The sequence below is a fragment of the Nocardioides sp. NPDC054178 genome, from assembly GCF_055585005.1.
In genome coordinates this window covers 100,042-124,666 of sequence record NZ_JBVJKY010000006.1, presented here as the reverse complement: position 1 = coordinate 124,666, position 24,625 = coordinate 100,042, and the positions used below count along the sequence as shown (strand labels likewise).

General features: G+C 68.9%; 24 protein-coding genes. 10 read left to right on the top strand and 14 right to left on the bottom strand.

The features are described from left to right. Positions 1 to 96 precede the first annotated feature (96 nt). The gene (locus ACZ6WN_RS21405) at positions 97 to 3,843 is read left to right on the top strand and encodes a multifunctional oxoglutarate decarboxylase/oxoglutarate dehydrogenase thiamine pyrophosphate-binding subunit/dihydrolipoyllysine-residue succinyltransferase subunit (protein WP_465867413.1); all 3,747 of its coding nucleotides are present in this window, start codon (positions 97 to 99) and stop codon (positions 3,841 to 3,843) included. A gap of 133 nt (positions 3,844 to 3,976) precedes the next feature. On the opposite strand, the gene ACZ6WN_RS21400 is transcribed toward ACZ6WN_RS21405, so the two are convergent. Beyond that, positions 3,977 to 6,151: an MMPL family transporter gene (locus ACZ6WN_RS21400; RefSeq protein WP_465867411.1), complete on the bottom strand. Its 2,175-nt coding sequence runs from the start codon at positions 6,149 to 6,151 to the stop codon at positions 3,977 to 3,979. Positions 6,152 to 6,237: 86 nt separating this feature from the next. On the opposite strand from ACZ6WN_RS21400, the gene ACZ6WN_RS21395 reads away from it, so the two are divergent. Together ACZ6WN_RS21395 and ACZ6WN_RS21390 are read left to right on the top strand one after the other, a co-directional pair. Then, positions 6,238 to 6,924, top strand: a complete 687-nt coding sequence (locus tag ACZ6WN_RS21395; protein WP_465867409.1) for a TetR/AcrR family transcriptional regulator — start codon at positions 6,238 to 6,240, stop codon at positions 6,922 to 6,924. A gap of 12 nt (positions 6,925 to 6,936) precedes the next feature. Continuing rightward, positions 6,937 to 7,113 (top strand): DUF6104 family protein, encoded by a 177-nt coding sequence (locus tag ACZ6WN_RS21390; RefSeq protein WP_008362094.1) that lies wholly within the window; start codon positions 6,937 to 6,939, stop codon positions 7,111 to 7,113. Positions 7,114 to 7,428: 315 nt separating this feature from the next. On the opposite strand, the gene ACZ6WN_RS21385 is transcribed toward ACZ6WN_RS21390, so the two are convergent. The 3 genes from ACZ6WN_RS21385 to ACZ6WN_RS21375 are packed head-to-tail and all read right to left on the bottom strand — an operon-like array spanning position 7,429 to position 9,900. After that, positions 7,429 to 7,632 carry a hypothetical protein gene (locus ACZ6WN_RS21385; protein WP_357338703.1) on the bottom strand — a complete coding sequence of 68 codons (204 nt, stop codon included), beginning with the start codon at positions 7,630 to 7,632 and terminating at the stop codon, positions 7,429 to 7,431. Between the two features lie 26 nt (positions 7,633 to 7,658). After that, positions 7,659 to 8,783, bottom strand: a complete 1,125-nt coding sequence (locus tag ACZ6WN_RS21380; RefSeq protein WP_465867407.1) for a fatty acid desaturase family protein — start codon at positions 8,781 to 8,783, stop codon at positions 7,659 to 7,661. Between the two features lie 22 nt (positions 8,784 to 8,805). Then, the gene (locus ACZ6WN_RS21375; protein WP_465867405.1) at positions 8,806 to 9,900 is read right to left on the bottom strand and encodes a flavin reductase family protein; all 1,095 of its coding nucleotides are present in this window, start codon (positions 9,898 to 9,900) and stop codon (positions 8,806 to 8,808) included. A 146-nt stretch (positions 9,901 to 10,046) separates the two neighbouring features. On the opposite strand from ACZ6WN_RS21375, the gene ACZ6WN_RS21370 reads away from it, so the two are divergent. Continuing rightward, a complete protein-coding gene (locus ACZ6WN_RS21370) occupies positions 10,047 to 10,682 on the top strand; it encodes a TetR family transcriptional regulator (protein WP_465867404.1) in 636 nt (211 codons plus the stop codon). A gap of 7 nt (positions 10,683 to 10,689) precedes the next feature. Here the strand turns inward: ACZ6WN_RS21370 and ACZ6WN_RS21365 are convergent, their stop codons facing one another. The 4 genes from ACZ6WN_RS21365 to ACZ6WN_RS21350 all read right to left on the bottom strand — a co-directional run bounded on the left by ACZ6WN_RS21365 (position 10,690) and on the right by ACZ6WN_RS21350 (position 15,263). Further along, positions 10,690 to 12,240 (bottom strand): MDR family MFS transporter, encoded by a 1,551-nt coding sequence (locus ACZ6WN_RS21365; protein ID WP_465867403.1) that lies wholly within the window; start codon positions 12,238 to 12,240, stop codon positions 10,690 to 10,692. 200 nt (positions 12,241 to 12,440) lie between these two features. After that, on the bottom strand, positions 12,441 to 13,409 hold the full coding sequence (locus tag ACZ6WN_RS21360) for a zinc-binding dehydrogenase (RefSeq protein ID WP_465867401.1): 969 nt from the start codon (positions 13,407 to 13,409) through the stop codon (positions 12,441 to 12,443). Between the two features lie 121 nt (positions 13,410 to 13,530). After that, positions 13,531 to 14,724: an NAD(P)-dependent malic enzyme gene (locus ACZ6WN_RS21355; protein ID WP_465867400.1), complete on the bottom strand. Its 1,194-nt coding sequence runs from the start codon at positions 14,722 to 14,724 to the stop codon at positions 13,531 to 13,533. 164 nt (positions 14,725 to 14,888) lie between these two features. Next, positions 14,889 to 15,263: a S24 family peptidase gene (locus tag ACZ6WN_RS21350; RefSeq protein WP_465867398.1), complete on the bottom strand. Its 375-nt coding sequence runs from the start codon at positions 15,261 to 15,263 to the stop codon at positions 14,889 to 14,891. A 54-nt stretch (positions 15,264 to 15,317) separates the two neighbouring features. Here ACZ6WN_RS21350 and sodN point away from each other — a divergent pair, with 54 nt between their 5' ends. The 3 genes from sodN to ACZ6WN_RS21335 all read left to right on the top strand — a co-directional run bounded on the left by sodN (position 15,318) and on the right by ACZ6WN_RS21335 (position 17,025). Next, positions 15,318 to 15,719: a superoxide dismutase, Ni gene (gene sodN, locus ACZ6WN_RS21345; protein WP_160027673.1), complete on the top strand. Its 402-nt coding sequence runs from the start codon at positions 15,318 to 15,320 to the stop codon at positions 15,717 to 15,719. 126 nt (positions 15,720 to 15,845) lie between these two features. Beyond that, on the top strand, positions 15,846 to 16,226 hold the full coding sequence (locus tag ACZ6WN_RS21340; RefSeq protein WP_465867397.1) for an anti-sigma factor: 381 nt from the start codon (positions 15,846 to 15,848) through the stop codon (positions 16,224 to 16,226). Between the two features lies 1 nt (position 16,227). Further along, a complete protein-coding gene (locus tag ACZ6WN_RS21335; protein WP_465867396.1) occupies positions 16,228 to 17,025 on the top strand; it encodes a SigB/SigF/SigG family RNA polymerase sigma factor in 798 nt (265 codons plus the stop codon). On the opposite strand, the gene ACZ6WN_RS21330 is transcribed toward ACZ6WN_RS21335, so the two are convergent. Beyond that, positions 17,022 to 17,399 (bottom strand): hypothetical protein, encoded by a 378-nt coding sequence (locus tag ACZ6WN_RS21330; RefSeq protein ID WP_465867394.1) that lies wholly within the window; start codon positions 17,397 to 17,399, stop codon positions 17,022 to 17,024. The two genes, ACZ6WN_RS21335 and ACZ6WN_RS21330, sit on opposite strands and share 4 nt — an antisense overlap. A 305-nt stretch (positions 17,400 to 17,704) precedes the next feature. On the opposite strand from ACZ6WN_RS21330, the gene ACZ6WN_RS21325 reads away from it, so the two are divergent. Further along, positions 17,705 to 17,959 (top strand): WhiB family transcriptional regulator, encoded by a 255-nt coding sequence (locus ACZ6WN_RS21325; RefSeq protein WP_008362075.1) that lies wholly within the window; start codon positions 17,705 to 17,707, stop codon positions 17,957 to 17,959. 37 nt (positions 17,960 to 17,996) lie between these two features. Here ACZ6WN_RS21325 and ACZ6WN_RS21320 read toward each other — a convergent pair whose 3' ends face one another. Continuing rightward, entirely contained in the window at positions 17,997 to 19,487 is a 1,491-nt protein-coding gene (locus tag ACZ6WN_RS21320) for a sensor histidine kinase (protein ID WP_465867392.1), read from the bottom strand. 83 nt (positions 19,488 to 19,570) lie between these two features. Here ACZ6WN_RS21320 and ACZ6WN_RS21315 point away from each other — a divergent pair, with 83 nt between their 5' ends. After that, a complete protein-coding gene (locus ACZ6WN_RS21315; protein ID WP_465867390.1) occupies positions 19,571 to 20,410 on the top strand; it encodes a DUF2785 domain-containing protein in 840 nt (279 codons plus the stop codon). A gap of 91 nt (positions 20,411 to 20,501) precedes the next feature. Continuing rightward, a complete protein-coding gene (locus tag ACZ6WN_RS21310) occupies positions 20,502 to 20,576 on the top strand; it encodes a 50S ribosomal protein bL37 (protein WP_369797015.1) in 75 nt (24 codons plus the stop codon). A gap of 88 nt (positions 20,577 to 20,664) precedes the next feature. Here the strand turns inward: ACZ6WN_RS21310 and rsrA are convergent, their stop codons facing one another. The 4 genes from rsrA to ACZ6WN_RS21290 form a co-directional block, all read right to left on the bottom strand. Beyond that, complete coding sequence (gene rsrA, locus ACZ6WN_RS21305) at positions 20,665 to 20,928, bottom strand: mycothiol system anti-sigma-R factor (RefSeq protein ID WP_465867389.1); 264 nt, start codon at positions 20,926 to 20,928, stop codon at positions 20,665 to 20,667. Then, positions 20,925 to 21,569 (bottom strand): sigma-70 family RNA polymerase sigma factor, encoded by a 645-nt coding sequence (locus ACZ6WN_RS21300; RefSeq protein ID WP_357341037.1) that lies wholly within the window; start codon positions 21,567 to 21,569, stop codon positions 20,925 to 20,927. The genes rsrA and ACZ6WN_RS21300 overlap by 4 nt, the downstream gene beginning before the upstream one ends. 129 nt (positions 21,570 to 21,698) lie before the next feature. Continuing rightward, a complete protein-coding gene (gene arfA / locus ACZ6WN_RS21295) occupies positions 21,699 to 23,207 on the bottom strand; it encodes an arabinosylfuranosidase ArfA (RefSeq protein ID WP_465867388.1) in 1,509 nt (502 codons plus the stop codon). A gap of 73 nt (positions 23,208 to 23,280) precedes the next feature. Then, entirely contained in the window at positions 23,281 to 24,609 is a 1,329-nt protein-coding gene (locus ACZ6WN_RS21290) for an ABC transporter substrate-binding protein (protein WP_465867386.1), read from the bottom strand. Positions 24,610 to 24,625: the final 16 nt, after the last annotated feature.

The following is a 24,625-nucleotide window of genomic DNA, read 5'->3' as shown; positions in this document are numbered from 1 at the left end:
AGCCTGCGTCGGGCATTTGCGTGTTCGGGGGGATAGCCTTGCCCGTGGGCAACCCATTTCTTACAGTGCGAAAATTCGGAAGAGGCGAATCAAGCCGTGTCCTCAGGCACCCCGTCCCCCAACACTGCCGACATCCCAGCGGAATTCGGCGCCAACGAGTGGCTGGTCGAGGAGATGTACGACCAGTACACGAAGGATCCCAGCAGTGTTGACCCCGTGTGGGTGAAGTTCTTCGAGACCAACGGACAGCCCGGCGCGTCGCCGAACGGCGCCGCGGCCACGGCGACGCCCGCCGCCGCTCCCGCCGCCAAGGCTCCGGTCTCCCCCGCGCCGGCCACCGCGCCGGCGCCGACCACCCCCGCCTCCGCCGAGGCGCCGGCGGCCAAGGCTGCTCCGGCTCCCAAGGCCAAGCCGCGCCCGGCCGCGCAGGCCGCCGAGCCGGCCACGGGCACCGCGACGCCCACTCCCAAGGACGCCCCGAAGCCGACGGCCGTCGCCGTCACCGACGAGCCGACCTACACCACGCTGCGCGGCATCCCCGCCGCCACGGCCAAGAACATGGACGTGTCGCTCTCGGTGCCGACCGCGACCTCCGTGCGCAACATGCCGGTCAAGCTGCTGTGGGACAACCGCACGGTCATCAACAACCACCTCAAGCGCGCCCGCGGTGGCAAGGTCTCCTTCACCCACCTCATCGGCTACGCCATCATCAAGGCGATCAAGGCGATGCCGGCGATGAACAACACCTACGCCGAGATCGACGGCAAGCCGACCCAGGTGACCCCGCCGCACATCAACCTCGGTCTGGCCATCGACCAGCAGAAGAAGGACGGCACCCGCCAGCTCGTCGCGCCGTCCATCAAGGGCTGCGAGCTGATGGACTTCGCCGGCTTCTGGACGGCGTACGAGGACATCGTCCGCAAGGCCAAGGACAACAAGCTGTCCATGGCCGACTACTCCGGCACCACGGTCAGCCTGACCAACGTCGGCGGCATCGGCACCAACAACTCGGTGCCGCGGCTGATGCAGGGCCAGGCCGCGATCATCGGCGTCGGCTCGATGGACTACCCGCCCGAGTTCCAGGGCGCCTCGCCCTCGAAGCTCGCCCAGAACGCGGTCTCGCGGATCATGACGATGACCTCGACGTACGACCACCGGGTCATCCAGGGCGCCCAGTCCGGCGAGTTCCTGGCGACCGTCCACCGGCTCCTGCTCGGTGAGAACGACTTCTACGACGAGATCTTCGCGTCGCTGCGGATCCCCTACGAGCCGATCCGCTGGAACCAGGACATCGACACCACCCACGACGACCAGATCTCCAAGCAGGTCAAGGTCGGCGAGATCATCCACGCCCACCGCGTGCGTGGTCACATGATGGCCGACACCGACCCGCTGGAGTACAAGCAGCGGTCGCACCCCGACCTGCAGATCGAGTCGCACGGGCTGACCCTGTGGGACCTCGACCGCGAGTTCCCGGTCGGCTCCTTCGCGGGCGGTCGCAAGCCGTTCATGAAGCTGCGCGAGATCCTGGGTGTCCTGCGTGACTCCTACGTCCGCACCACCGGCATCGAGTACATGCACATCCAGGACCCCGAGCAGCGCCGGTGGATCCAGGACCGCGTGGAGCGGCCCTACGACAAGACCCCGCGCCAGGAGCAGCTCCGGATCCTGTCGAAGCTCAACGAGGCCGAGGCCTTCGAGACCTTCCTGCAGACCAAGTTCGTCGGCCAGAAGCGGTTCTCCCTCGAGGGTGGCGAGACCGCGATCCCGGTCATCGACGAGGTCTGCGAGGCCGCTGCCGAGGCCGGTCTGGACGAGGTCACCATCGGGATGGCCCACCGCGGCCGCCTCAACGTGCTCGCCAACATCGTCGGCAAGTCCTACAACCAGATCTTCCGCGAGTTCGAGGGCAACATCGACCCGCGCACGGTCCAGGGCTCCGGCGACGTGAAGTACCACCTCGGTGCCGAGGGCGAGTTCCTCTCCGACCTGGGCGACACGATCAAGGTCTCCGTCGCCGCGAACCCGTCCCACCTCGAGACCGTCGACCCGGTCCTGGAGGGCATCGCCCGCGCCAAGCAGGACGTGCTCGACCAGGGCGCGGTCTTCCCGGTCCTGCCGCTGCTGGTCCACGGTGACGCCGCCTTCGCCGGCCAGGGTGTGGTCGCGGAGACGCTCAACCTCTCCCAGCTGCGTGGCTACCGCACCGGTGGCACCGTCCACCTGGTCATCAACAACCAGGTCGGCTTCACCACCTCGCCCGGCTCCTCCCGGTCCTCGCTCTACGCCACCGACGTGGCGCGGATGGTCCAGGCGCCGATCTTCCACGTGAACGGCGACGACCCGGAGGCCTGCGTGCGCGTCGCGCGGCTCGCCTTCGAGTACCGCCAGGCGTTCAACAAGGACGTCGTCATCGACCTCATCTGCTACCGCCGCCGCGGTCACAACGAGGGCGACGACCCGTCGTTCACCCAGCCGATGATGTACGACCTGATCGAGCAGAAGCGTTCGGTCCGCAAGCTCTACACCGAGTCCCTGATCGGTCGTGGTGACATCACGATCGAGGAGGCCGAGCAGGTGCTGGCCGCCTACCAGGCCCGCCTGGAGCAGGTCTTCACCGAGGTGCGCGAGGCCGACAAGATGCCGCAGGCCTGGGAGACCGTCCCGGACTACCCGGAGAAGCCTGCCGGCGAGACCGTCACCGCGATCACCAACGATGTGCTGAAGCGGATCGCGGATGCGTACGTCACCCCGCCGGAGGGCTTCACGGTCCACCCGAAGGTGATGCCGCAGCTGCAGCGTCGCGCGACCGCGATCACCGAGGGCAACATCGACTGGGGCACCGGCGAGATCCTCGCCTTCGGCTCGCTCCTGCTCGACGGCCGTCCGGTGCGTCTGGCCGGTCAGGACTCGCGTCGCGGCACCTTCGCCTCGCGTTTCGCGACCATCATCGACCGCAAGAACGCCGATGAGTGGACGCCGCTGAACAACCTGACCGAGGAGCAGGCGAAGTTCTACGTCTACGACTCGCTGCTCTCGGAGTACGCCGCCCTCGGTTTCGAGTACGGCTACTCGGTCGCGCGTCCCGACGCGCTGGTCGTGTGGGAGGCGCAGTTCGGTGACTTCGTCAACGGCGCCCAGTCGGTGATCGACGAGTACATCTCCGCGGGCAAGACCAAGTGGGGCCAGGACTCCGGTGTCGTGCTGCTGCTGCCGCACGGCTACGAGGGTCAGGGTGCCGACCACTCCTCGGCGCGCATCGAGCGGTTCCTCACGCTGTGCGCCGACGAGGCCATGGTCGTGGCGCAGCCGTCCTCGCCGGCGTCCTACTTCCACCTGCTTCGTACGCACACCCTCGGCGCCGAGCACCGGCCGCTGATCGTCTTCACCCCGAAGTCGATGCTGCGCCGCAAGGAGGCCGCCTCCCAGCCGGCCGACTTCACCTCGGGCTCGTTCCAGCCGGTCATCGCCGACACCGTGGCGGACGCCTCGCAGGTCAGCACCGTCCTGCTGGTCTCCGGCCGCCTCACCTGGGACCTCACGGTCGAGCGTCAGAAGCGGGACCGCGACGACGTCGCGATCGTCCGCGTCGAGCAGCTCTATCCGTGGCCGACCGAGCAGCTCGCCACCGAGCTCGCGAAGTACCCCAACGCGAAGGTCAAGTGGGTCCAGGACGAGCCCTTCAACCAGGGTCCGTGGCCGAGCTACTACCTCAACGTGGTCCCCGAGCTGGGCCGCGAGGTCGAGCCGATCACCCGCCCGGCCTCCTCCACCACCGCCGTCGGCACCATCAAGCGGCACACGGTCGAGCAGAAGGAGCTCATCGACCGCGCGTTCGCCTGATCGCCCTGCCAGCGGAGCGCGCCGTAGGAGCGCTCCGCGTCGGCCGGACGAGTCGAAACCCACACAGCACGTTGCGAAAGGTCCCTCGGTGCGAGCACCGAGGGACCTTTCGTACGTCCTCACCCCGGTCGACTCAGACGGGGACCGGGACCGGCTCCTCGCTGAGCCCGACCTTGCGGTGCAGGCGCCGCAGCGGGCGGGGTGCCCACCAGGCGGCTTCGCCGAGCATCCGCATGGCCGCGGGGAGGAGGATGCCGCGGATCAGGACCGCATCGATGAGGATCGCCAGCCCGACCCCGAGGCCGAAGAACTTCATGAAGCTGATGTCGCTGACCATGAACGCGAAGAAGCTGGTCGCGATCAGGGCGGCAGCCGTGGTGACGATCCGGCCGGTGTGAGCCAGCCCCTGCACGACCGCCTCGACGTTGTCGAGACCACGTCGGCGCATCTCGGTGATCCGGCCGAGCACGAAGACCTCGTAGTCCATGGACAGGCCGAACGCGATGACCAGCAGCAGGACGACCATCGAGACGTTCAACGGCATCGCGGTGAAGCCGAGGAGGTCGGCGCCGAGGCCCTCCTGGAAGATCATCACGGTCGTCCCGACGGTCGCACCGAGACCGATCACGTTGAGCACCAGCGCCCGAAGCGGCTGGACCAGGCTGCCGGTGAACAGGAACAGGATCACCACCATCGCGATCGCGAGCCCGCCGGCGGCATACGGGAGCTTGGCGCCGATAGCGTCCAGGGAGTCCAACAGCTCCGCGGCGCCGCCCCCGACGAGCGCCTCGGTGCCGGCCGGTGCGGGGACGGCCCGTACCTCACGGACCAGGTCACGCGCCTCCTCGGACTGACGGTCGAGCTGGTTGACGACGGCGAGCTCGTCCGCGCCGTCACCGGGCGGGAGGGCCGGTGTCCTCGAGGCGAGGGCACCCTCGACGTACGTTCCGACGCGGGTGTCGACGCGGTCGACGTCGGCGACCCGGGAGAGGTCGGCGGCGTACGTCGCCAGGCTCTCGTCGTCGACGGCCGAGGTGGTCACGACGCGGATGGGGCTGGTGCCGTCGCCGTCGAACTCCTCGCGCAGCAGGTCGCCGGCCTGGCGGCTCCCCGCCGATGCCGGGAGGACCCGATCGTCAGGGGTGCCGAACTCGATTCCGGCCAGCGGCGCGGCCATCGCGAGCAGCACGGCCACGACCGGGAGCGCGACCCACGGCCGCCTGGTGACGGAGCCGGCCAGCCGCGTCCAAAACGGGGCGGCGCCACCGCGCAGACCGCGTACGCCGGGGACGCGGAGAGCGTCGATCCGGTCGCCCAGGAGAGTGATGGTGGCGGGGAGCAGCACCACCGCGACCACGGCGGTGATCACCATGACCCCGATGCCGGCGTACGCCGAGGAGCGCAGGAAGTAGAGCGGGAAGAACAGCAGCGAGGCCAGTGAGATCGCGACCGTGGTGGCGCTGAAGACGATCGTCCGGCCGGCTGTCTCCACCGCGCGAACGACGGCGTCGGCGTGCTCCGCGCCGGCGGCCCGCTCCTCGCGGACCCTCGCCACCATCAGCAGGCCGTAGTCCACCGCGAGGCCGAGCCCGAGACCGGTCGTCAGGTTGAGGGCGTAGATAGAGACGTCGGTGACGTTGCCGAGCACCGAGAGCTCCGCGAACGTGCCTGCGATGGCGAACCCGCCGACGCCGATGGTGACGAAGGCGGCGACGACGTTGCCGAAGGCGAGGACCAGCAGCGCGATCATCAACGGGATCGCGATCGACTCGGCGAGGCCGAGGTCGGCGCCGATCTGGGTGCCGACCTCCTCGAAGGTCGCGAGCTGGCCGCCGACGTGGACCGTCGTGGCCCCATCGGTCGCGGTCTCGTCGGTGTAGCGGTCGATCACCGCGGCGGCGTCGACGCTGTCCGGGTCCTTCGCGGCGACGGAGATCAGTCCGTGGGTGCCGTCATCCGAGACCATGCCGGGACCGGGGGCGTCGAGGTAGGAGACGACGTCGGTCAGGTCGTCGTCGGCTCGGAGGCGGTCGACGAGCACCTGAGCGTCCTTGGCCGCGACGCCCTCGGTCACGGCGCCGTCGGCGGCGGCGCTGACGGTCAGGAGGAACCCGGCCTCGTTGCCGAAGCCCTCCTCCAGCGCGGTGGCGGCGCGGCTGCTCTCCGAGGCGGGGTCGTCGAAGCCGGCGTCGTCGAGCTTGCCGAAGGCCGAGGTGGCCAGGTAGATCGCGCCGAGGAGGGCGACCAGGCCGATCACCAGGACCCGGCGCGGATTTCGCACCACAAGGGTGCCGAGTCGGTGGAACACGATTCCTCCAGAATGAATGTGGGCAGGCGTAAACTTTGTAGGTGTTAACTTTCCCTTTGATGTGGGCAGGTGTCAACATGAATTCCGTGAAATCCTCAGAGAGCTCGGACGAGGGCGTCCGGCCCTACCACCACGGCGACCTCCGGAACGCGCTGGTCCATGCGGCCGCATCGCTTGCCGAGGAGGGCGGCCCGGACGCGGTGACCATCCGGGCCGCGGCCCGGATGGTCGGCGTGACCCCGACCGCGACCTACCGCCACTTCGCCAACCAGGCCGACCTGGTCGTCGCCGCCAAGCACGAAGCCATGGACCGGCTGGCCGCGACGATCCTCGACCTCCTGGCGGCCGAGAAGCCGGCCCCACATCCGGCCGAGGCCGCGGTGCAACGTCTCGCCGCGGCCGGGCGTGGCTACATCCGCTTCGCGCTCGCCCAGCCCGGCCTGTTCCGGACCGCCTTCCTGCGCCCCCACGACGGCGACTCACACCCGCCCGGGGAGCTCTCCGCTCTGCTCGCCGAAGCCCCGCCGTACGCCTTCCTCACCACGGCCCTCGACGACCTCGTCGCAGCCGGCTGGCTGGCCCCCGAGCTTCGCCCCGACGCCGAGACAGCGGCTTGGTCCACCGTTCACGGCCTCGCGGTCCTGCTCGTCGACGGCCCCTACGCCGCCTGTCCCGACGCCGAGCGCGACCGGCTCATCAACGCCACCCTCGGCATGGTCGTACGCGGCCTCTCCGGCGGCCCGGCCTCCGACGCACCGCTCAACGCAGAATGAAAGACTGAGGCCATGTACTTCACCGACCGCGGCATCGAGGAGCTCGTCACCCGTCGGGGCGACGAGGAGGTCACCCTCGCCTGGCTGGCCGAGCAGCTTCAGGCCTTCGTCGACGTACACCCCGAGCACGAGACCGCCATCGAGCGGCTCGCCACCTGGCTCGCCCGCCTCGACGACCCCGAGGACTGACCCCGCGCCGAGGCGTCACATACGCAGGCCGAGACGTCACATAGGTCGGGGGGGGGGGGGGGGGGGTGGGGCCCCGGCCCCCCCCGGGGGGGGGGGGGGCCCGCTGCGGCCGCGCGGGGGGGGCGCCCGCCCAGCCCACCGGCCGGGGGGGCGGGGCCGGGGCCCCCCCAACAACCCCCCCCACCACCGGCCGGGGCCGCCCCCCCCCCCCCCCCCCCCCCCCCCGGGGGGGCGTGGGGCCCCCCCCCCCCCCCCCCCCCCCGACCTGGGTGCCGTCTCGACCGACGGGGGTGCCGTCTCGGCCGACGGGGGTGACTACTCGGCGAGGTCCTTCTCGGCTCGCTTGGCGGCGGCGCGGAGCTCGAAGAGCTCGGTGGCCATGCCGCCGATGGCACCGGCCACGTCACGTACGGCACCGGTGATGATGACCGCTACCTGGCCGACGGTGGTCGCGGTGACCTCGACGGCGCTCTGGGCGACATCCTTGCGGATCTCGTTCTTGCTCAGCTCGGGCTCCATGACAACCCATTGTGGCTGGTCAGGGGTCATGCCGCGACCCCCTGAAGCGCGGGAGCGGTCTCGACGTCGGCGGCAGCGGAGCGCTTGCGGTCGGGGAGGGCGTACTTGCAGATCTTCTTGAAGACGCCCCACAGCTGCTGGTGCAGCGGCCCGGTGTTGTACGCCAGGTCGTAGCGCTCGCAGATCTCGCGGACCTCCTCGGCGATCTCCGGGTAGCGGCGCGCGGGGAGGTCGGGGAAGAGGTGGTGCTCGATCTGGTGGGACAGGTTCCCGGACATGATGTGGAAGATGCGACCGCCGGTGATGTTGGCGGAGCCGAGGAGCTGGCGGTAGTACCAGTGCCCCTGGGTCTCGTCCTCGCACTCCTCCTGCGAGAAGGAGGCGACGCCGGCCGGGAAGTGGCCGCAGAAGATGATGTTGAAGGCCCAGATGTTGCGCACCAGGTTCGCCACCCCGTTGCCGAGGAACGTCAGCGGCGCCAGCGGACCGGTGAGCAGCGGGAAGAGGACGTAGTCCTTGAGTGCCTGGCGCTTGACCTTCTTCATGAGGCCGCGGTGCAGCTCGGCGTTGTCGGAGAAGGTGCGCTTGCCCGCGACGAGGTTCTCGACCTCGAGGTCGTGCATCGCGACACCCCACTCGAAGAAGACCATCAGCAGGAACGCGTAGACCGGGTTGCCCAGGAAGTAGGGATGCCACTTCTGGTCCTCGTCCATCCGCAGGATGCCGTAGCCGATGTCGCGGTCCTTGCCGAGGACGTTGGTGAAGGTGTGGTGGATGTAGTTGTGGGAGTACTTCCACTGGTCGGAGGGGCAGACGTTGTCCCACTCGAACATGCGGGAGTTCAGGTCGGGGTCGCCCATCCAGTCGTACTGGCCGTGCATGACGTTGTGCCCGATCTCCATGTTGTCGAGGATCTTGGAGATCGACAGACAGGCGACGGCCGGGACCCAGCCGATCACGGGCAGGTAGAAGAGCGCGCGGCCGGCGAGCTCGAAGGCACGCTGCTTCTTGACGATGTCGTAGATGTACGCCGAGTCCTTCTCGCCCAGGTCGGCGACGATCCGCTGGCGGATGGCGTCCATCTCGGCACCGAAGGCTTCGAGCTCCTCGGCGGAGAGGCGGCGGTTGCCGGTGTTCTCAACGGTGGTCATGGGGGTCTCCTTGAAGGAATGGTCAGAGGTCCACGGAGCAGTCGCCCTCGGGCGTGCTCACGCAGATCCGGATCTGTTCGTCGGGGAGCTCGGAGGTCTCGCCGGTCAGCACGTTGCGGACCCGTCCGGAGCTCTTGTTGGTCGTGCAGGAGAAGCAGATCCCCATCCGGCAGCCGGACTCGGGGCTCAGCCCCGCGGCCTCGGCCTGGTCGAGGATCGTGGCGCCGTCGTTGGCGACGGTCTTGCCGGTGCGCGCGAACTCCATCTCGCCGCCGGCCACGCCGGCGGTCTTCGGCGGCTTGAAGTACTCCACCCGGAGCGACTCGGTCCCGTCGTACGCAGCCTGGGCCGCCTCGATGAGCGACGCCGGCCCGCAGGCCCAGGTCGGCAGCTCCCGATATCCCGGGACCAGCTTCTCCAGCAGCGCCGGGGAGAGGTAGGGCGCCCCGTCGGCCGTGTGGAGGATGTGCAGGTCGACGCCGTGCCCCTGGTGACGGATCTCCTCGAGCTCGTCGGCGAAGATCTGGCGGTCGGGACTGGGCGCCCAGTGCAGGAAGGTGACCTTGCCCCGGTGCGTACGCCGCTGCAGGGAGCGCAGCATCGACATCACCGGGGTGATGCCGGAGCCGCCGGAGATCAGCACGATGTGCTCGGGCACGCGGTCGGGGAGGACGAAGTCGCCCTCGGCCTGGGACAGGTGCACCAGGGTGCCGACGGTGGCCCGCTCGGTCAGGAACTTGGAGATGCTGTAGGGGGTCGCGTGCTCGTCGTCGTGAGCACGCACCGTGATGGTGAGCGGCTCACCCGGCTTGCCCTCGGTGTTGGAGACGGTGAAGACGCGGGTGGTGCGCCGCCCCTCCCCCGTGTCGATGCCGACGGTCACGTGCTGGCCGGCGCGATGGCCGCGCCAGGTCGAGGTGGGCTGGAGCGTCACGGTCGCCACTCGGGGCGCGCCAGGCGCGCTCACCTCCGGGTGGATGTCGGTGATGCGGGCGCGCACCTCGTGCGCGGCCAGCATCGGGTCGATCTGGGTCAGGTAGCGGTCGATGCCGTGCGGTGAGGCGAGCGCCGCAACCGTGCGGGAGCGGAGGATCCGGCCGCCGAGGTCGAGTGCCATGTGTTTCGCCTTTCAGTGAACATCTGTACACCGACAACCATGGCGGGTCATCGCCGCGCGCGTCAAGACACCGCCCACGTGGCCCAGATCACGGTGTACAGGCGTGCACCCGACGGTCCTCCGGACTCTGCCCCTAGGATGGTCTGGTGATCGAGACGGGTGCTGAGCCGGAGAGCCGTGCGGAGCGCAAGCTCCGGACCCGGCGAGCGATCCTGGACGCGACGCTGGAGCTGTGCGCCGACAGCTCGCTGACCGCGCTCTCGCTACGCCAGGTCGCCAAGCAGGTCGGCATCGTGCCGACCGCGTTCTACCGTCACTTCGACTCCATCGAGTCGCTCGGGCTGGCGCTGGTCGAGGAGTCCTTCGACTCGCTGCGCGACCTCTTCCGCGACGTACGCCGCAACGCCCGGGCCGACAAGGACGTCGTCGACGGTTCGATCGACGCCCTCGTCGACCACGTCCACCGGCGCCGCGACCACTTCGGCTTCATCGCCCGCGAGCGTGTCGCCGGGCCGCGGTCGGTGCGCGATGCCATCCGCCGCGAGATCGAGCTCTGCGAGCGAGAGCTCGCCACCGACCTGGCGCTGATGACCGGCACCGACACCTGGACGGCCAAGGACCTGCACGTGCTCTCGTCGCTGTTCGTGAACGTGCTGGTCGCCACCGCGGAGCAGATCCTCTCCACCACCCGCCCCGAGCAGGAGGAGCAGATCGTCGCCACCGTGCGCACCCAGCTGAGGATGCTGCTGGTCGGCGTCTATCAGTGGCGCTCGGAGCCGTAGGACCGACTCAGCAGCCGCACACCGCAGGCTCGCGCCCGTGCTCGCACAGCTCGGCGAGCTCGGCGTCGAGGTCCGCCCCGGGCTCCGTCTCGGGCTCCGTCTCGGGCTCCGCGACCGCATCCCCCGCATCCTCGTGCCCGTCGGCGCGAGCCGGCAGCAGGACGGCCATCACGACCACGATCAGGGCCAGCCCGGCGCTGACGAGGAACGCGGCCTGCAGGCCGCTCACGTGGGCCGCGACGGCCCCGACCTCGTCGATGACCTGGTCGCTGCGTACGGACATCACGGTGACCGCCAGGGCGGTGCCGAACGCGGCCGCGACCTGCTGCAGCGTCCCCAGGATCGAGGAGCCGTGGGAGTAGAGGTGCGACGGCAGGGAGCCGAGACCCAGCGTGAAGACCGGGGTGAAGGCGGCGGCCAGGCTGACCATCAGGACCAGGTGCAGCACCAGCACGAGCACGTAGGGCGTCGTCAGCGAGATCTGCGAGAGCCCGCCGAGAGCGACCACGATGCCGACCGAGCCCGGGATGACGAGCACCCGGCCACCGTACGCATCGAAGATCCGCCCCACGGTCGGCCCGAGGAGACCCATGGCCAGACCGCCCGGCATCACCAGGAGACCGGTGTAGAGCGGAGAGAGCCCGCGCACGGTCTGCAGGTAGAGCGGCAGCAGGATCATCGAGCCCATCATCGCCAGGAAGGCGATCGACATCAGGACCAGCGACTTGGTGAAGGTGGGGTGCAGGAACGCGCGCAGGTCCAGCAGCGGCGAGCCGACCCGCTGCAGCCGGAGCTGACGGAGCACGAACCCGAGGATCAGCAGAGCCCCGACGGCCGCGATCGCCAGCGGAAGTCCGACCTCGCCCTCGGCGAACCGGCTCAGCCCGTAGACGAGCGAGCCGAACCCGAGCGCCGCGATGACCACGGAGGCCCAGTCCACGCTCGACTCCGCGGGCTCGTTGACGTTCTCCAGCCGGCGCAGCCCGGACCAGGCGACCCCGACGGCGATCGGCAGGACCAGCAGGAAGAGCAGTCGCCACGAGCCGAAGCCGAGGATCAGGCCGGACAGGGTCGGCCCGAGCGCCGGCGCGACAGAGATCGCCATGGTGACGTTGCCCATCACCCGGCCGCGGTCGCTCTCGTCGACCACCGTCATCAGCGTGGTCATCAGCAGCGGCATCATCACCGCGGTGCCGGCCGCCTGGATGACCCGGCCGGCGAGCAGGACCCCGAAGACCGGCGCGATCGCCGAGATCAGGGTGCCGGCGATGAAGACGGCCATCGCCGTCGCGTACGCGGTCCTGGTCGTCACCCGCTGGAGGAACCAGCCGGTCACCGGGATCACCGAGGCCATGGTGAGCATGAACGCGGTCGAGACCCACTGAGCGGCATGCTCGGTGACCCCGAAGCTGTTCATCAGGTTCGGGATCGCGTTGAGCATGATCGTCTCGTTGAGGATCACCACGAAGGTGGCCAGCACGAGCAGGGTGATGACGGCAGGCGTACGCCGCTTCTCACCGTCGATCGGACGGTGTGATGGTGTGACGGCAGCAGTCATGACGAGTTCCTCGGGTCGTACGCAGGGGCCCGTTGCCACCCGCTCTCATACATAGATCGAACGGGCGAGGCCGATTTCGACATCACGCCACGAGAAACTTTTCGAGCCCCCCGGCGCTGACACTCAATGGTCCCTTGCAGAACCGGGGGGAGTCGAACGATATTCCGTACGTCACATGCCCGTACGTCATACCGCCGGAGTCACAGCGTGAAGACGACCTTCCCGAAGATGTCGCCGCCGTGCATCGCCTCGAAGCCGGCCTTGGCCTCGGTCAACGGCATGGTGCGGTCGATCAGCGGACGCGCGCCGGTGGCCTCGAGCAGCGAGACCAGGCTCGCCAGCTCGTTGCGGGTGCCCATCGTCGAGCCGATCACCTTCAGCTGCAGGAAGAAGATGTTGGTCAGCAGCGCGTCGTCGAGGTTCGCCCCCGAGGTGGTGCCGCTGATGATGATCGCCCCGCCCGGACGCAGCGAGCGCACCGAGTGCTTCCACGTCGCCCGGCCGACGGTCTCGATCACCGCGTCGACCTTGACCGGCAGCCTCTCCCCCGACGGCAGCGCCTCGTGGGCACCGAGCTCGAGGGCACGCTTCTGCTTCGCCTCGTCACGCGAGGTCGCGTAGACCTTCAGGCCGGCCGCCCGCGCGAGCGTGATCGCCGCGGTGGCCACGCCACCGCCGGCGCCCTGCACCAGCACCGAGTCGCCGGCCTTGAGCCCGCCCTGGGTGAACAGCATCCGGTAGGCCGTCAGCCATGCCGTCGGCAGGCAGGCGGCCTCCTCGAACGACATCCCGGCCGGCTTCGGCACCACGTTGCGACGCGGCACGATCACCTTCTCGGCGAAGGTGCCCTGGTGACGCTCGGAGAGCAGCGAACGCTTCGGGTCGAGGGTCTCGTCGCCGGTCCAGTCGGGCGAGGAGATCACCGAGTGCACCACGACCTCGTTGCCGTCCTCGTCGAGCCCGGCCGCGTCGCAGCCCAGGATCATCGGCAGCGCCTCGGCCTTGAGCCCGACCCCCTGCAGCGACCAGAGGTCGTGGTGGTTGAGCGAGGCGGCCTTGACGGTGACCGTCGTCCACCCGTCCGGAGCGACAGGGTCGGGCCGCTCCCCCAGCACGAGGCCGGAGATCGGGTCGTCGGATGAGAACTTCTCGGCGTACGCAGCGAACATGCGCCCGACCTTACCGATCTCTGCGGTTCCTCGATCAAGGTAGGCAGATGGCGGAACGCCTCCCCAGCGGAACTCCGCTGGGGAGGCGTGCCTTCGCCTGCATAACGTCCTGGAGGACCACTCAGGCCCGAGCGACCCCGTCAGCCCGAGCAGCCTCGGCGACCGCAGCCGCGACCGCGGGGCCGACGCGCGGGTCGAACGGCTCCGGGATGACCTTCGACTCGGAGAGCTCGTCGCCGACCAGCGCAGCCAGCGCCTGCGCGGCGGCGAGCTTCATCCCCTCGGTGATCGAGGAGGCGTGCACGTCGATCGCACCCCGGAAGATGCCGGGGAAGGCGAGGACGTTGTTGATCTGGTTGGGGAAGTCCGAGCGCCCGGTGGCGACGATGCTGGCGTACTTGTGGGCCACGTCGGGGTGGATCTCGGGGTTCGGGTTGGCCATCGCGAAGACGATCCCCTGCGGGGCCATGGTCGCCACGAGCTCCTCGGGGACGGTGCCTCCGGAGACGCCGACGTAGACGTCGGCACCGGCCAGCGCGTCGGCCAGCGAGCCCGAGCGGCCGGTGACGTCCGCGGTCACCTCGGCGATCGCCTTCTTCGACGCGGTCAGGTCCGAGCGGGTGGAGGAGATGACGCCCTTGCGGTCGAGCAGGGCGAGGTCCTTGATGCCGAACTCGAGCAGGATCTTGGCGACCGCGACACCGGCGGCGCCGGCGCCCGAGATGACCACCCGGGTCGACTCCGGGTTCCGGCCGGTCAGCTTCAGCGCGTTCATCAGGGCGGCCAGCGTGACCACGGCGGTGCCGTGCTGGTCGTCGTGGAAGACCGGGATGTCGAGCGCCTCCTTGAGGCGGTCCTCGATCTCGAAGCAGCGGGGCGCGGAGATGTCCTCGAGGTTGATCCCACCGAAGCTCGGCGCCATCCGGATGACGGTCTCGACGATCTCGTCGACGTCGGTGGTGTCCAGGCAGATCGGGATCGAGTCGACGCCGCCGAACTCCTTGAACAGCACCGCCTTGCCCTCCATCACCGGCATCGCGGCGGACGGGCCGATGTCACCGAGACCGAGCACCGCGGTGCCGTCGGTGACGACCGCGACGGTGTTGGGCACCCAGGTGTAGGTGTGGGCCAGCTCCGGGTTCTCGGCGATCGCGGTGCAGACCCGGGCGACGCCGGGGGTGTAGGCCATCGACAGCGATGCCTTGTCGGAGACCGATGCGGTCGCCGCGATCGCCATCTTGCCGCCGCGGTGAAGCTCGAACACCGGGTCGCCGTCATAGGCGGTGGTCTCGGTGGACAAAATGGACTCGGTCATTGGGGGGCCTCCAGAAAACTACGGACTCGGACGTCGGGCGGTCGAACGCGAGCCGAGGGGTGGAGCCGCGCAAGGCGCCATCTACAGGGATGTGATGCCCGGATGGCAGTTTCCCACAGGCTACCCGAGGAAGCGGTTGATGTTTCCTACAGGTGACGAACCCCTCATCTGGAGGCCTCATCCAGAGACTCACCCAGGATCCGCGGTCGTGGCCAGAGCCGCGCCACGACCACACCGATCATGTCGGCGTCCGCGACAGGCCCACGATGACGGGAGTCGATCACTCCCGGAGCGGCCGGATTGTCCGAGAGCAGCCACCATCCGGAGCGACCGGATGCGGTCGTACGCCGCTCCACCGCCCGCTTCACCACGACCGCCCCGTCGGCGAGCCGGGCGACCACCACGCACCCGGGCACCGGGGTACGTCCGTAGGAGACCCACAACCGGTCTCCGGCCCGCAGCGTCGGCTCCATCGAGACCCCGACGACCTTCGCCATCCCCCAGCTGTGTCGGGGTGCCCTGGCCGCGATGTCTTCCATGCGGAGTAGTGTCGCAATCCGTAGGACACATGAACACTCTTTGAGAGGACCCGCATGTTCGCGCGACTTTTCGCTCCCACCATCGAGGTCTCGGCCCACTGCGACCTGCCCTGCGGCGTCTACGACCCCGCCCAGGCCCGCATCGAGGCCGAGTCCGTCAAGGCCGTCATCGCCAAGGCCCTGGACAGCGACGACCCCGACTTCCGCACCCGCGCGGTGATCATCAAGGAGCAGCGCTCCGAGCTGGTCAAGCACCACCTCTGGGTGCTGTGGACCGACTACTTCAAGCCCCCGCACTTCGAGGCCTACCCCCAGCTCCACACCCTCGTCAACGAGGCCACCAAGCTCGCCGGCGCCTCCGGCACCAAGGGCACCCTCGACCTCGAGGTCGCCGACAAGCTCCTGGCCAAGATCGACGAGATCGCCGAGATCTTCTGGGCCACCAAGAAGGCCTGAGTCTCCGGATCCAGCCGTACGCCACAGCCGCTCCGTTCCCGGAGCGGCTGTGGTGCGTTAACGGCGCGCCGAGACCCGTCTCGTTGCATAATCATCGAGACTCCCACAGAAGGACTGACAACCCAGATGCCCCAGGTCGAGCTGCGCCTTCCCGCAGAAGGCGCTTACGTCTCCGTGCTGCGTACGACGACGGCCGCGCTCGCCGCGCGCCTCGACTTCACGCTCGAGGACATCGAGGACCTGCGGATGGCCGTCAGCGAGGCGGCGGCGATCTGCCTGGAGTGCGCCGCGGAGGCCGCGACTCTCGACGTCGTCTTCGACCTCGGCGAGGACACCATCGGGGTCACCGTGACCACGACCTGCGACGCCGAGGCGGAGATCGACGAGGAGAGCTTCGCCTGGCAGGTGCTCACCACGCTGGCCCGGGAGGTCACCGCCGTCCCCGAAGGTGACCGGCTCAGGATCTCGCTGGTCGCCGGAGCGACCCCGCTTGGAGCCGCGCGCTGACATGGCGCAGGAGACGATCCGGTCGTCGAGGTCCAGGAGCACCGCCGAGGTGGAGGACGCCCGCGCCCGCTCCCGTGAGCTCTTCACGACCCTCGCCGGGCCGGACCTGAGCGACGCCGAGCGCATCACCACCCGCGAGGAGCTGGTCCACCTCAACATGGCGCTGGTCGAGTACTGCGCCTCCCAGTTCTACGGTCGCGGCGAGCCGCACGAGGACCTCGTCCAGGTCGGCGTCGTCGGCCTCCTCAACGCCGTGGACCGCTACGACCTCTCCCGCGACGTGGAGTTCTCGACGTACGCCGTGCCAACGATCCTCGGCGAGATCAAGCGCTACTTCCGCGACAGCCGGTGGGCCGTCAGCGTCCCGCGTCGCCTCCGCGACCTGCAGCAGAACCTCCGCGACGCCACCGCCGAGCTCTCCCAGGAGCTCGGCCGCTCCCCCACGGCCCGCGACCTGGCCACCCGGCTCGGGGTCAGCCTCGAGACCGTCGTGGAGGGCCTGGAGTCCAGCAATGCGTACGCAGCGCTGTCCCTCGACTCCGAGAGCGACGACACCGCGCCGATGCTCGACTCGCTGACCGCCCACGACCTGCGCCTGGACGACGTCGAGGTGCGGGAGTCGATCAAGCCCGTGCTCGACAGCCTCTCCGCCCACGAGAAGCAGGTGCTGATGCTGAAGTTCTTCCGCAACAAGACCCAGACCGAGATCGCCGCCGAGCTCGGGGTCTCCCAGATGCAGGTCTCCCGGCTGCTCAACCGCTCGCTCGCCCAGCTCCGCAAGGCGCTGGAGGAGGACTAGGGCTGGCGTTCCTCGAGCGCGGCGATGCTCGGCGGCGCGAAGATGCCGACGAGGGCGACGATCGCGACCAGGGCCAGCGCCCCGGCGATCGCCAGGTCGTCACGCAGGTTCCAGCCCAGGCCGAGCACGATCAGCTGGACGAGCACCAGCGGCGCGCGCGCCCACGACTCCAGTCGCCAGAGCATGGCGGCGCACCAGCCGATGCCGGCAGCGCAGAGCAGGAAGAACAGGCCGCCAGCGATCGCGGTCGTCAGCGAGGCGGCGTCGGGGATGCGGACGAACTCCATCGCTCCCCAGAACAGCATCGCCGCGGTCTCGACGCCTGCGGCGAAGACGGTCAGCAAGAGAGTCCAGGGGCGGTGCGGCGCGGTCACCTCAGCAGCCTAGGCCATCCCCGTACACTGGTGCTCACGGGCGGGAAAGCGGCGAGAGCATACACCACCGGTTCTGCGGGTAACTCACCGCGTTACCGAATTGTCTAGCCCCAGGAAGACTGAGTGTTACGGTCCGGTGACGAACCAGACACTGGTTAGGGGTTGTTTCGGAGTCCATTTCTTGGAACTCTAGAGACCAGCACGCACGTGAAGACATTCACACATCCCCGCCACGTGCCGACTCGCAGGGTCTCGAACCACCAGGGCCTTGCCCATCCTACGTCAGAAAGAGGGTCTACCCAGCCATGGATTGGCGCCACCGTTCGGCTTGTCTCGATGAAGACCCGGAACTGTTCTTCCCCATCGGAAACACCGGTCCGGCCATCCTCCAGATCGAGGAAGCCAAGCAGGTCTGCCGGCGTTGCGACGTCCGGGAGCAGTGTCTTCAGTGGGCTCTTGAGGCCGGTCAGGACCACGGCGTGTGGGGTGGACTGAGCGAGGACGAGCGTCGTGCGCTGAAGCGCCGCAACGCCCGCTCCCGTGTCCGCACCGCCGTCTGACCAACCCCTAGAGGCCATCAACCCCTAGAAGTTCCACCTAGAGTTCCAACGGCAGCTCGACCGTAGCCCTCGCCCCATGGCCATCAGGCCGGGGCCCCAACGAGAGCCGACCACCGAGCTCGCCTTCGACGAGAGTCTTCACGATCGACAACCCCAGGTTTGTCGATGTGTCGAGACTGAACCCGTCGGGTAGTCCATGACCGTCGTCCTCGATGGTCACCCGGAGATGCCCGGCGGGTTGCTGTCGTACGGACATCATGATCTTGCCCGTCTCGGGATCACCGGGACCGTTTCCGCGGTAGCCGTGCTCGACTGCGTTCTGCAACAGCTCGGTGACGACCATCGCCATCGGCGTGGCCACCTCCGAGGGCAGCGACCCGAACGAGCCCTCACGACGCACCCGCACCGCGACGCCGACCGAGGTGACCTCCCCCACCATGGAGGCGAGCCGGTCGGCGATCTCGTCGAACTCGACGGTCTCCTCGACGGCCTGCTGGGAGAGGATCTCGTGGACCAGCGCGATGGACCCGACCCGCCGTACGGCCTCGTTCAGCGCATCCTGGGCGACCCCGGAGTCGACCCGGCGAGACTGCATCCGGAGCAGCGCGGCCACGGTTTGTAGGTTGTTCTTCACCCGATGGTGGATCTCGCGGATCGTGGCGTCCTTGGTGACGAGCTCACGATCGCGTCGGCGCAGGTCGGTGACGTCGCGCAGCAGCACCAGCGCGCCGATCGCCTCACCACGTGGCCGCAGCGGGATCGAGCGCATGATGATCGCCATCACCCCGGTGTCGATCTCGGTGTCGCGGTGCGCCCGGCCGCCGAGGACCGCGCTCAGCGTCTCCTCGTCGGGGCGCTTGCGGGGCGGCACCAGGGCGCGGGTCATCCCGGCCAGAGACTGGCCGGCGAGGTCACCGGACAGCCCCAGCCGGCGGAAGACCGAGAGCGCGTTGGGGCTGGCGTAGTCGACGACGCCGTCGGCGTCCACCCGCACGAACCCGTCTCCGACCCGAGGGGTGTCGGTGTGGTCGCTGCGCTGCCCGACCGCCGGGAAGTAGCCGTTGGCGACCATCTGGGTCAGGTCGGCGGCGGTCTGCAGGTAGGACAGCTCGAGCTTGGAGGGCGTGCGGACGCCGAGCAGGTTGGTGTTGCGGCTCAGCACCGCGATGATGCGGCCGGCGCGGCGTACAGGGATGGTCTCGACGCGAACCGGGAGGTCGTCGCGCCACTCGGGATCGCCCTCGCGAACGAGCCGGCCGGCGTCGACGGCGTCGTCGAGGGTGGCGTGGCGTCCCTTCGGCACGAACATGCCGACGATGTCGTCGACGTACGCCGTCGGGCCGGTCGTGGGACGCATCTGACCGGCCGCCCAGAAGCCGTTTCCGGACTTGTCCGGCAACCACAGCACCAGGTCGGCGAAGGAGAGGTCGGCCAGGATCTGCCAGTCGGCCATGAGCAGCTGAAGCCAGCCGACATCCTCGCTATCGAGGTCGGTGTGGCTCTGGGCAAGCTCACTCAGGGTGGGCACGCGGACAGCGTAGATGTAGACCTTGGTAGCCCATTGCGCGGGTCGGTGGTCGGCGCGTGGCCGGGTTTGGCAGGATGTTCCCCATGTCGGAGGCGTACTGGCGCGAGGTTCATTCAACCGGCCTCGCCGTACCCACCGACCGGCCGCTGGGTGATCTCACCATCGAGCTCACCCGGATGCTCGGCGACCCGGATCCGGACGTACGCAGCGGGCTGGCCGTGCCGGCCCTGTCGACCTGGATCCAGCGGGGTGTCTACGACGACCTGCTCGGCGGTCTGGGCGACGGCATGGCCGCCGGGCTCGTGGTCGGGCTCGGTGACTCCGGCAACAACGGCGTCTTCCGCCGGGCCTCCTCCGTCGAGGCCCTGGCCCAGTGCATCGCCCGCGACAACGCCCGCTCGCTGGTCCGGGCGGAGAAGGTGCTGGAGTGGGGCGACCGGATCGCCACCTGGCTGCTGCGCGAGCGAGACCTGCGCGCCTTCGTCCCCGAGCGCGGCTGGGCGCACGCGGTCGCCCGCGGCGCCGACGCGCTCGGCACCCTGGCCGCCTCCGAGCACCTCGGCAAGCCCGAGCTGACGGTCATCCTCGACGTCGTCGCGGACCGGGTGCTCGCCCGAGGCGACACCATCTACACGCACGGTGAGCCCGACCGGCTGGCTGCCGCCACGATGTCGGTGCTGCGCCGCAACCTGGTCCCGCTCAACATCATGGAGCCGTGGATCAACCGGATCGTCACCGTCGCCACGGCGACCCCGGAGACGCCCGACCGCGACCCGTTCCTGCTGACCGGCAACGCCGAGGCCTTCCTGCGGGCGCTCTACATCCAGCTCGCGCTCAGCAACGACACCCCGCAGATCCGCGGCGATCTGCTGCTGGTCGTCGTCGCCGCCCTGAAGAAGTCGAACGCCACCTACCTCACCTGAGCGCGGGCCGAGATTGGCTCTCACGCACCTGGCTTTGAGAGACTGTCTCGAGGCCCCTCGGGGTCCACGTACCCCAATGGAGGAGATCATCATGGGCAAGACCGGTCGCAAGCGCCGCGCGCGCCGCAAGAAGGGCGCGAACCACGGCAAGCGCCCCAACGCCTGACCGCCGACCCCTCACGGGTCAGAGCTGTCAAGACGCGCAAGAGCCCCAGCCGATTCGGCTGGGGCTCTCGTCGCGTCTGTGGCCGCTTTCAGGACCTGGTGCGGAGCTCCTGGATCTGGACCATGATCTTCGCGCGCAGCTCGCCGGGGGCGACCTCGGTGCACGAGCGTGCGACGACCGCCTTGACGATCCGCTGCTGGTCGTAGGTCTCCAGGCAGGGGTTGCAGCTCTGCAGGTGGCGCTTGACCTGGTCGGCGTCCGGCTCGGCCAGCTCGTTGTCGATCAGGAAGACGATCTGCTCGAGGAAGTCCGCGCAGTCGGTGGGTGACGCGTCATGTTTGTGGGCACTCATGACGCACCTCCACGAGCGCCGGTGAGGTCGTTGGTGCGAACGTAGTCGGAGAGAAGATCGCGCAGCTGGCGCCGGCCGCGGTGAAGCCGCGACATCACGGTGCCGATCGGGGTTTCCATGATCTCGGCGATCTCCTTGTAGGCGAATCCCTCGACGTCGGCGAGGTAGACGGCGAGCCGGAACTCCTCCGGCAGGCGCTGCAGCGCGTCCTTCACCTGGGAGTCGGGCAGGTGCTCGAGCGCCTCCATCTCCGCAGACTTCAGACCGGTCGAGCTGTGCGACTCGGCCCGCGCCAGCTGCCAGTCCTCGACGTCCTCGGACATCGACTGCTGCGGCTGCCGCTGCTTCTTGCGGTAGGTGTTGATGAAGGTGTTCGTGAGGATGCGGTAGAGCCAGGCCTTCAGGTTGGTGCCGGGCTTGAACTGATGGAAGGAGGAGTACGCCTTGGCGAACGTCTCCTGCACCAGATCCTCCGCATCGGACGGGTTGCGGGTCATCCGCATCGCCGCCGAGTAGAGCTGGTCGAGGAAGGGCAGCGCGTCCCGCTCGAAGCGCAGCGCGCGCTCCTCGGGCGTCTCGGTGGCCAGGTCGACGACCTCTTCGTTTTCGCTCATCACATCCCAGGGTACGCGCGTGAGCATCGGGGCGCCCAACGGCGACACGTTCTCCGTGGGGCGTTCGAGCAGGATGGTCATGTTGCGTGAACGCCACGACGGCCGCGAAACATTCCCTGTCCTCCGAGGAACCCTCGCCGGCAGCCGGCGGCTACGTCAGGACGTCTGCAGGACGAACATGCTCCACGAGGCCGGAGGCAGCTCGGCCTCGAGCGCGCTACCGACGACCTTGGCCGAGTCGAACGCCTTCGGCACCACCCGGTCCGGGTCCTCCACGTCGTTCACCGCGAACAGGTCCTCATCGCCCAGGAGCGTCGCCTCGACCAGCTCCACGCCACCGAAGGAGCGCAGGTCGGTGGCGAAGGCCATGGGCTCCGACGGGTGCCGGTTGACGACGAACACCGCCACGCGGCCGTTCTCCGGATCGTGGGTTGCCACGGCGTCGAGCACCGAGACCTCGCCGTGCTTGGCGGTCGCCATGGTCGGAGCGACCACCCGCGGTTCGAGCACCTCCCCCTGCGCGAACCTGGCGGTCAGCGCGAACGGGTGGAAGATCGACTGCCGCCAGGCCGGCCCGCCCGGCTCGCACCTGATCGAGCCGATGGTGTTGACCAGCTGGGCCTGGCAGGCCGCAGTCACCCGGTCGCTGTGCTTGAGCAGCGTGATCAGCAGAGAGCCGACGACGACGGCGTCGAGCACCGTGTAGGCGTCCTCGCTGAGCCGCGGGGCCACGCTCCACTCCTGCGGGGTGCCCTCCTGCTGGAACTTCTTCAGGTACCACACGTTCCACTCGTCGAAGGAGATGTTGATCCGCTTCGGCGAGGAGAGCTTCGCCCCGATGTGGTCAGCGGTCGCGACGACCTCACGGATGAAGAGGTCCATGTCGACCGCGGAGGCGAGGAAGCTCGCGACGTCGTCGCCCTCGAGCTCGTAGTAGGCGTGCGCCGAGACGAAGTCGACGACGTCGTAGGCGTGCTCGAGCACCGTCGCCTCCCAGGCGCCGAAGGTCGGCATCGAGCGGCCCGAGCTGCCGCAGGCGACCAGCTCGAGGTCGGCGTCGTACTGACGCATGCCGCCGGCGACCTCCTTGGCCAGACGGCCGTACTCCTCGGCCGTCTTGTGGCCCAGCTGCCAGGGGCCGTCCATCTCGTTGCCGAGACACCACATCCGGATGTCGTGCGGCTCGTCGGCACCGTGCGCGATACGACGCTCGGACAGCTCGGTCCCGCCGGGGTGGTTGGCGTACTCGAGGAGCTCGAGCGCCTCCGCCAGACCGCGCGTCCCCAGGTTCACCGCCATGATGGGCTCGATACCGGCCTTCCGCGCCCAGGTCATGAACTCGTTGAGACCGAACGCGTTGGTCTCGATGGTCCGCCACGCCGGGTCCAAACGGGTCGGCCGCTGGTCGCGCGGCCCCACTCCGTCCTCCCACCTGTAGCCGGAGACGAAGTTGCCCCCGGGGTAGCGAACGGCGCTCACCCCGAGCTCGCGTACGAGATCTAGTACGTCCCCGCGCAGGCCGTCACCGTCCGCCGCGGGGTGCCCGGGCTCGAAGATGCCGCCGTAGACACATCGCCCCATGTGCTCCACGAACGACCCGAAGATCCTCCTGTTGACGGGGGCGACGGTGAACGCCGGGTCGATCGTCAGCTTGCCGTTCTCCATGGGTTCCTCTCTCTGGTCTGGGCAGCGGCGTCCCGGGCGCCGGCGACAGGCCGGCGCCCGGGATCCTTCGCCGTTACTCGAGCTGGTTCTCCAGATCGGCCTGCGCCTGGTCCAGCGCCTCCTTGGCCGGGACACCGTCCCCGAAGATCTGGTTGTACGTGCTGGTCGTGAACACCTCGTCGACCTTGGGCAGGTTCGGGTCCGCGAAGGACTCGAAGTGGCCGATGTCGCCCTTGACCTGGTTGAGCACGTCGAAGAGGTTGGTCCGGAAGTACTTGTTGTACTTGTTCTCCGGGTTGTGGATGACCTCCTCGTCCTCCCACACCGACATGTTCACCGGGTCGAAGCCGAGCTCCTCCCACACGGCGACGTTGGCCTCCGGCGACAGCTTCGCGAAGGCGAGCCACTCCATGGCGAACTCCTTGTCCGGGGAGCTGTCGATCACTGCGGTGCCGGTGCCGCCGCCACCGATCGTGGCGACCTCACCACCCTCGACGACCGGCGCCGGTGCGATCGCGATGTCGCCGGCCAGGTCGGGCATGTAGTCGACGAACCGGGAGGTGTACCAGGCCGGGTAGACGACGGCGGCGTACTCGCCGTCGTTGATGGGGCCGTAGGCCTCCTCGATGTCCGGGCTGCCACCCGGGATGGTCGAGAGGGCGCCGGCCTTCTGCATGTCCTGCAGCATCTCGACGGCCTCCACGACCTCCGGGCTGTTGACGGTGACGTTGCCGTCCTCGTCGAACAGGTTCCCGCCGAGCTGCGCCATGATCAGCGGCTGCACGATGTTGGTGTCGGTGCTGGCGATGCCGAACGCCTTGCCGGTCGCCTTGTTGTACGCGGCTCCGGCCGCCTTGAAGTCGTCCCAGGTCTTGATGGTCGTGTAGTCGACCCCGGCCTTCTCCATCAACGGGACGTTGTAGAAGGCCACCTGAGCCCCGACGTGGGTCGGAAAGCCGAGCTGCTTCCCCTCCCGGTTGTACAGGTCCATCCGGGCCTGCACGATGTCGTCCTCATACGGCTCGGCGGCCTCGGACAGCTCCGCCAGCGGCGTACGCCCGTCCTCGGAGACGAAGTTGGAGAACTTGTTCACCTCGATGTCCACGACGTCCGGGAGCCCCTTGCCGGAGTTCACCGCCAGCTGGAGCTTGTTGTGCATCTCGTCGTAGGGGAAGACCGTGACGTCGAGCTTGATCTCCTTGTCGGGGTTCTTCTCGTTCCACTGCTCGGCCATCGCCTCGTAGTAGGTGCCGTGCAGCTCGGCGAACACCCACATGTCGATGCTGGTGCGGCCCTGCGCGTCAGGCCCACCCTCGTCCTCGGAGCCGCCGCAGGCGCTCAGCGTGAGCGTCGCGGCGAGGCCTAAGGCGAGGAGCGAGGTGATTCTCCGCGTTGTCGTCATGGTTCTCTCCATCTGT

Bases quoted from the DNA above. Each gene is read 5' to 3' on its own strand.
- ACZ6WN_RS21290 (WP_465867386.1), bottom strand. From the start codon at position 24,609: ATGACGACAACGCGGAGAATCACCTCGCTCCTCGCCTTAGGCCTCGCC.
- arfA (WP_465867388.1), bottom strand. From the start codon at position 23,207: ATGGAGAACGGCAAGCTGACGATCGACCCGGCGTTCACCGTCGCCCCC.
- ACZ6WN_RS21380 (WP_465867407.1), bottom strand. From the start codon at position 8,783: ATGACCACCGTTGAGAACACCGGCAACCGCCGCCTCTCCGCCGAGGAG.
- ACZ6WN_RS21335 (WP_465867396.1), top strand. From the start codon at position 16,228: ATGGCGCAGGAGACGATCCGGTCGTCGAGGTCCAGGAGCACCGCCGAG.
- ACZ6WN_RS21340 (WP_465867397.1), top strand. From the start codon at position 15,846: ATGCCCCAGGTCGAGCTGCGCCTTCCCGCAGAAGGCGCTTACGTCTCC.
- ACZ6WN_RS21375 (WP_465867405.1), bottom strand. From the start codon at position 9,900: ATGGCACTCGACCTCGGCGGCCGGATCCTCCGCTCCCGCACGGTTGCG.
- ACZ6WN_RS21360 (WP_465867401.1), bottom strand. From the start codon at position 13,409: ATGTTCGCTGCGTACGCCGAGAAGTTCTCATCCGACGACCCGATCTCC.
- ACZ6WN_RS21300 (WP_357341037.1), bottom strand. From the start codon at position 21,569: ATGCTCACGCGCGTACCCTGGGATGTGATGAGCGAAAACGAAGAGGTC.
- ACZ6WN_RS21385 (WP_357338703.1), bottom strand. From the start codon at position 7,632: ATGGAGCCCGAGCTGAGCAAGAACGAGATCCGCAAGGATGTCGCCCAG.
- ACZ6WN_RS21390 (WP_008362094.1), top strand. From the start codon at position 6,937: ATGTACTTCACCGACCGCGGCATCGAGGAGCTCGTCACCCGTCGGGGC.
- sodN (WP_160027673.1), top strand. From the start codon at position 15,318: ATGTTCGCGCGACTTTTCGCTCCCACCATCGAGGTCTCGGCCCACTGC.
- rsrA (WP_465867389.1), bottom strand. From the start codon at position 20,928: ATGAGTGCCCACAAACATGACGCGTCACCCACCGACTGCGCGGACTTC.
- ACZ6WN_RS21315 (WP_465867390.1), top strand. From the start codon at position 19,571: ATGTCGGAGGCGTACTGGCGCGAGGTTCATTCAACCGGCCTCGCCGTA.
- ACZ6WN_RS21350 (WP_465867398.1), bottom strand. From the start codon at position 15,263: ATGGAAGACATCGCGGCCAGGGCACCCCGACACAGCTGGGGGATGGCG.
- ACZ6WN_RS21365 (WP_465867403.1), bottom strand. From the start codon at position 12,240: ATGACTGCTGCCGTCACACCATCACACCGTCCGATCGACGGTGAGAAG.
- ACZ6WN_RS21355 (WP_465867400.1), bottom strand. From the start codon at position 14,724: ATGACCGAGTCCATTTTGTCCACCGAGACCACCGCCTATGACGGCGAC.
- ACZ6WN_RS21325 (WP_008362075.1), top strand. From the start codon at position 17,705: ATGGATTGGCGCCACCGTTCGGCTTGTCTCGATGAAGACCCGGAACTG.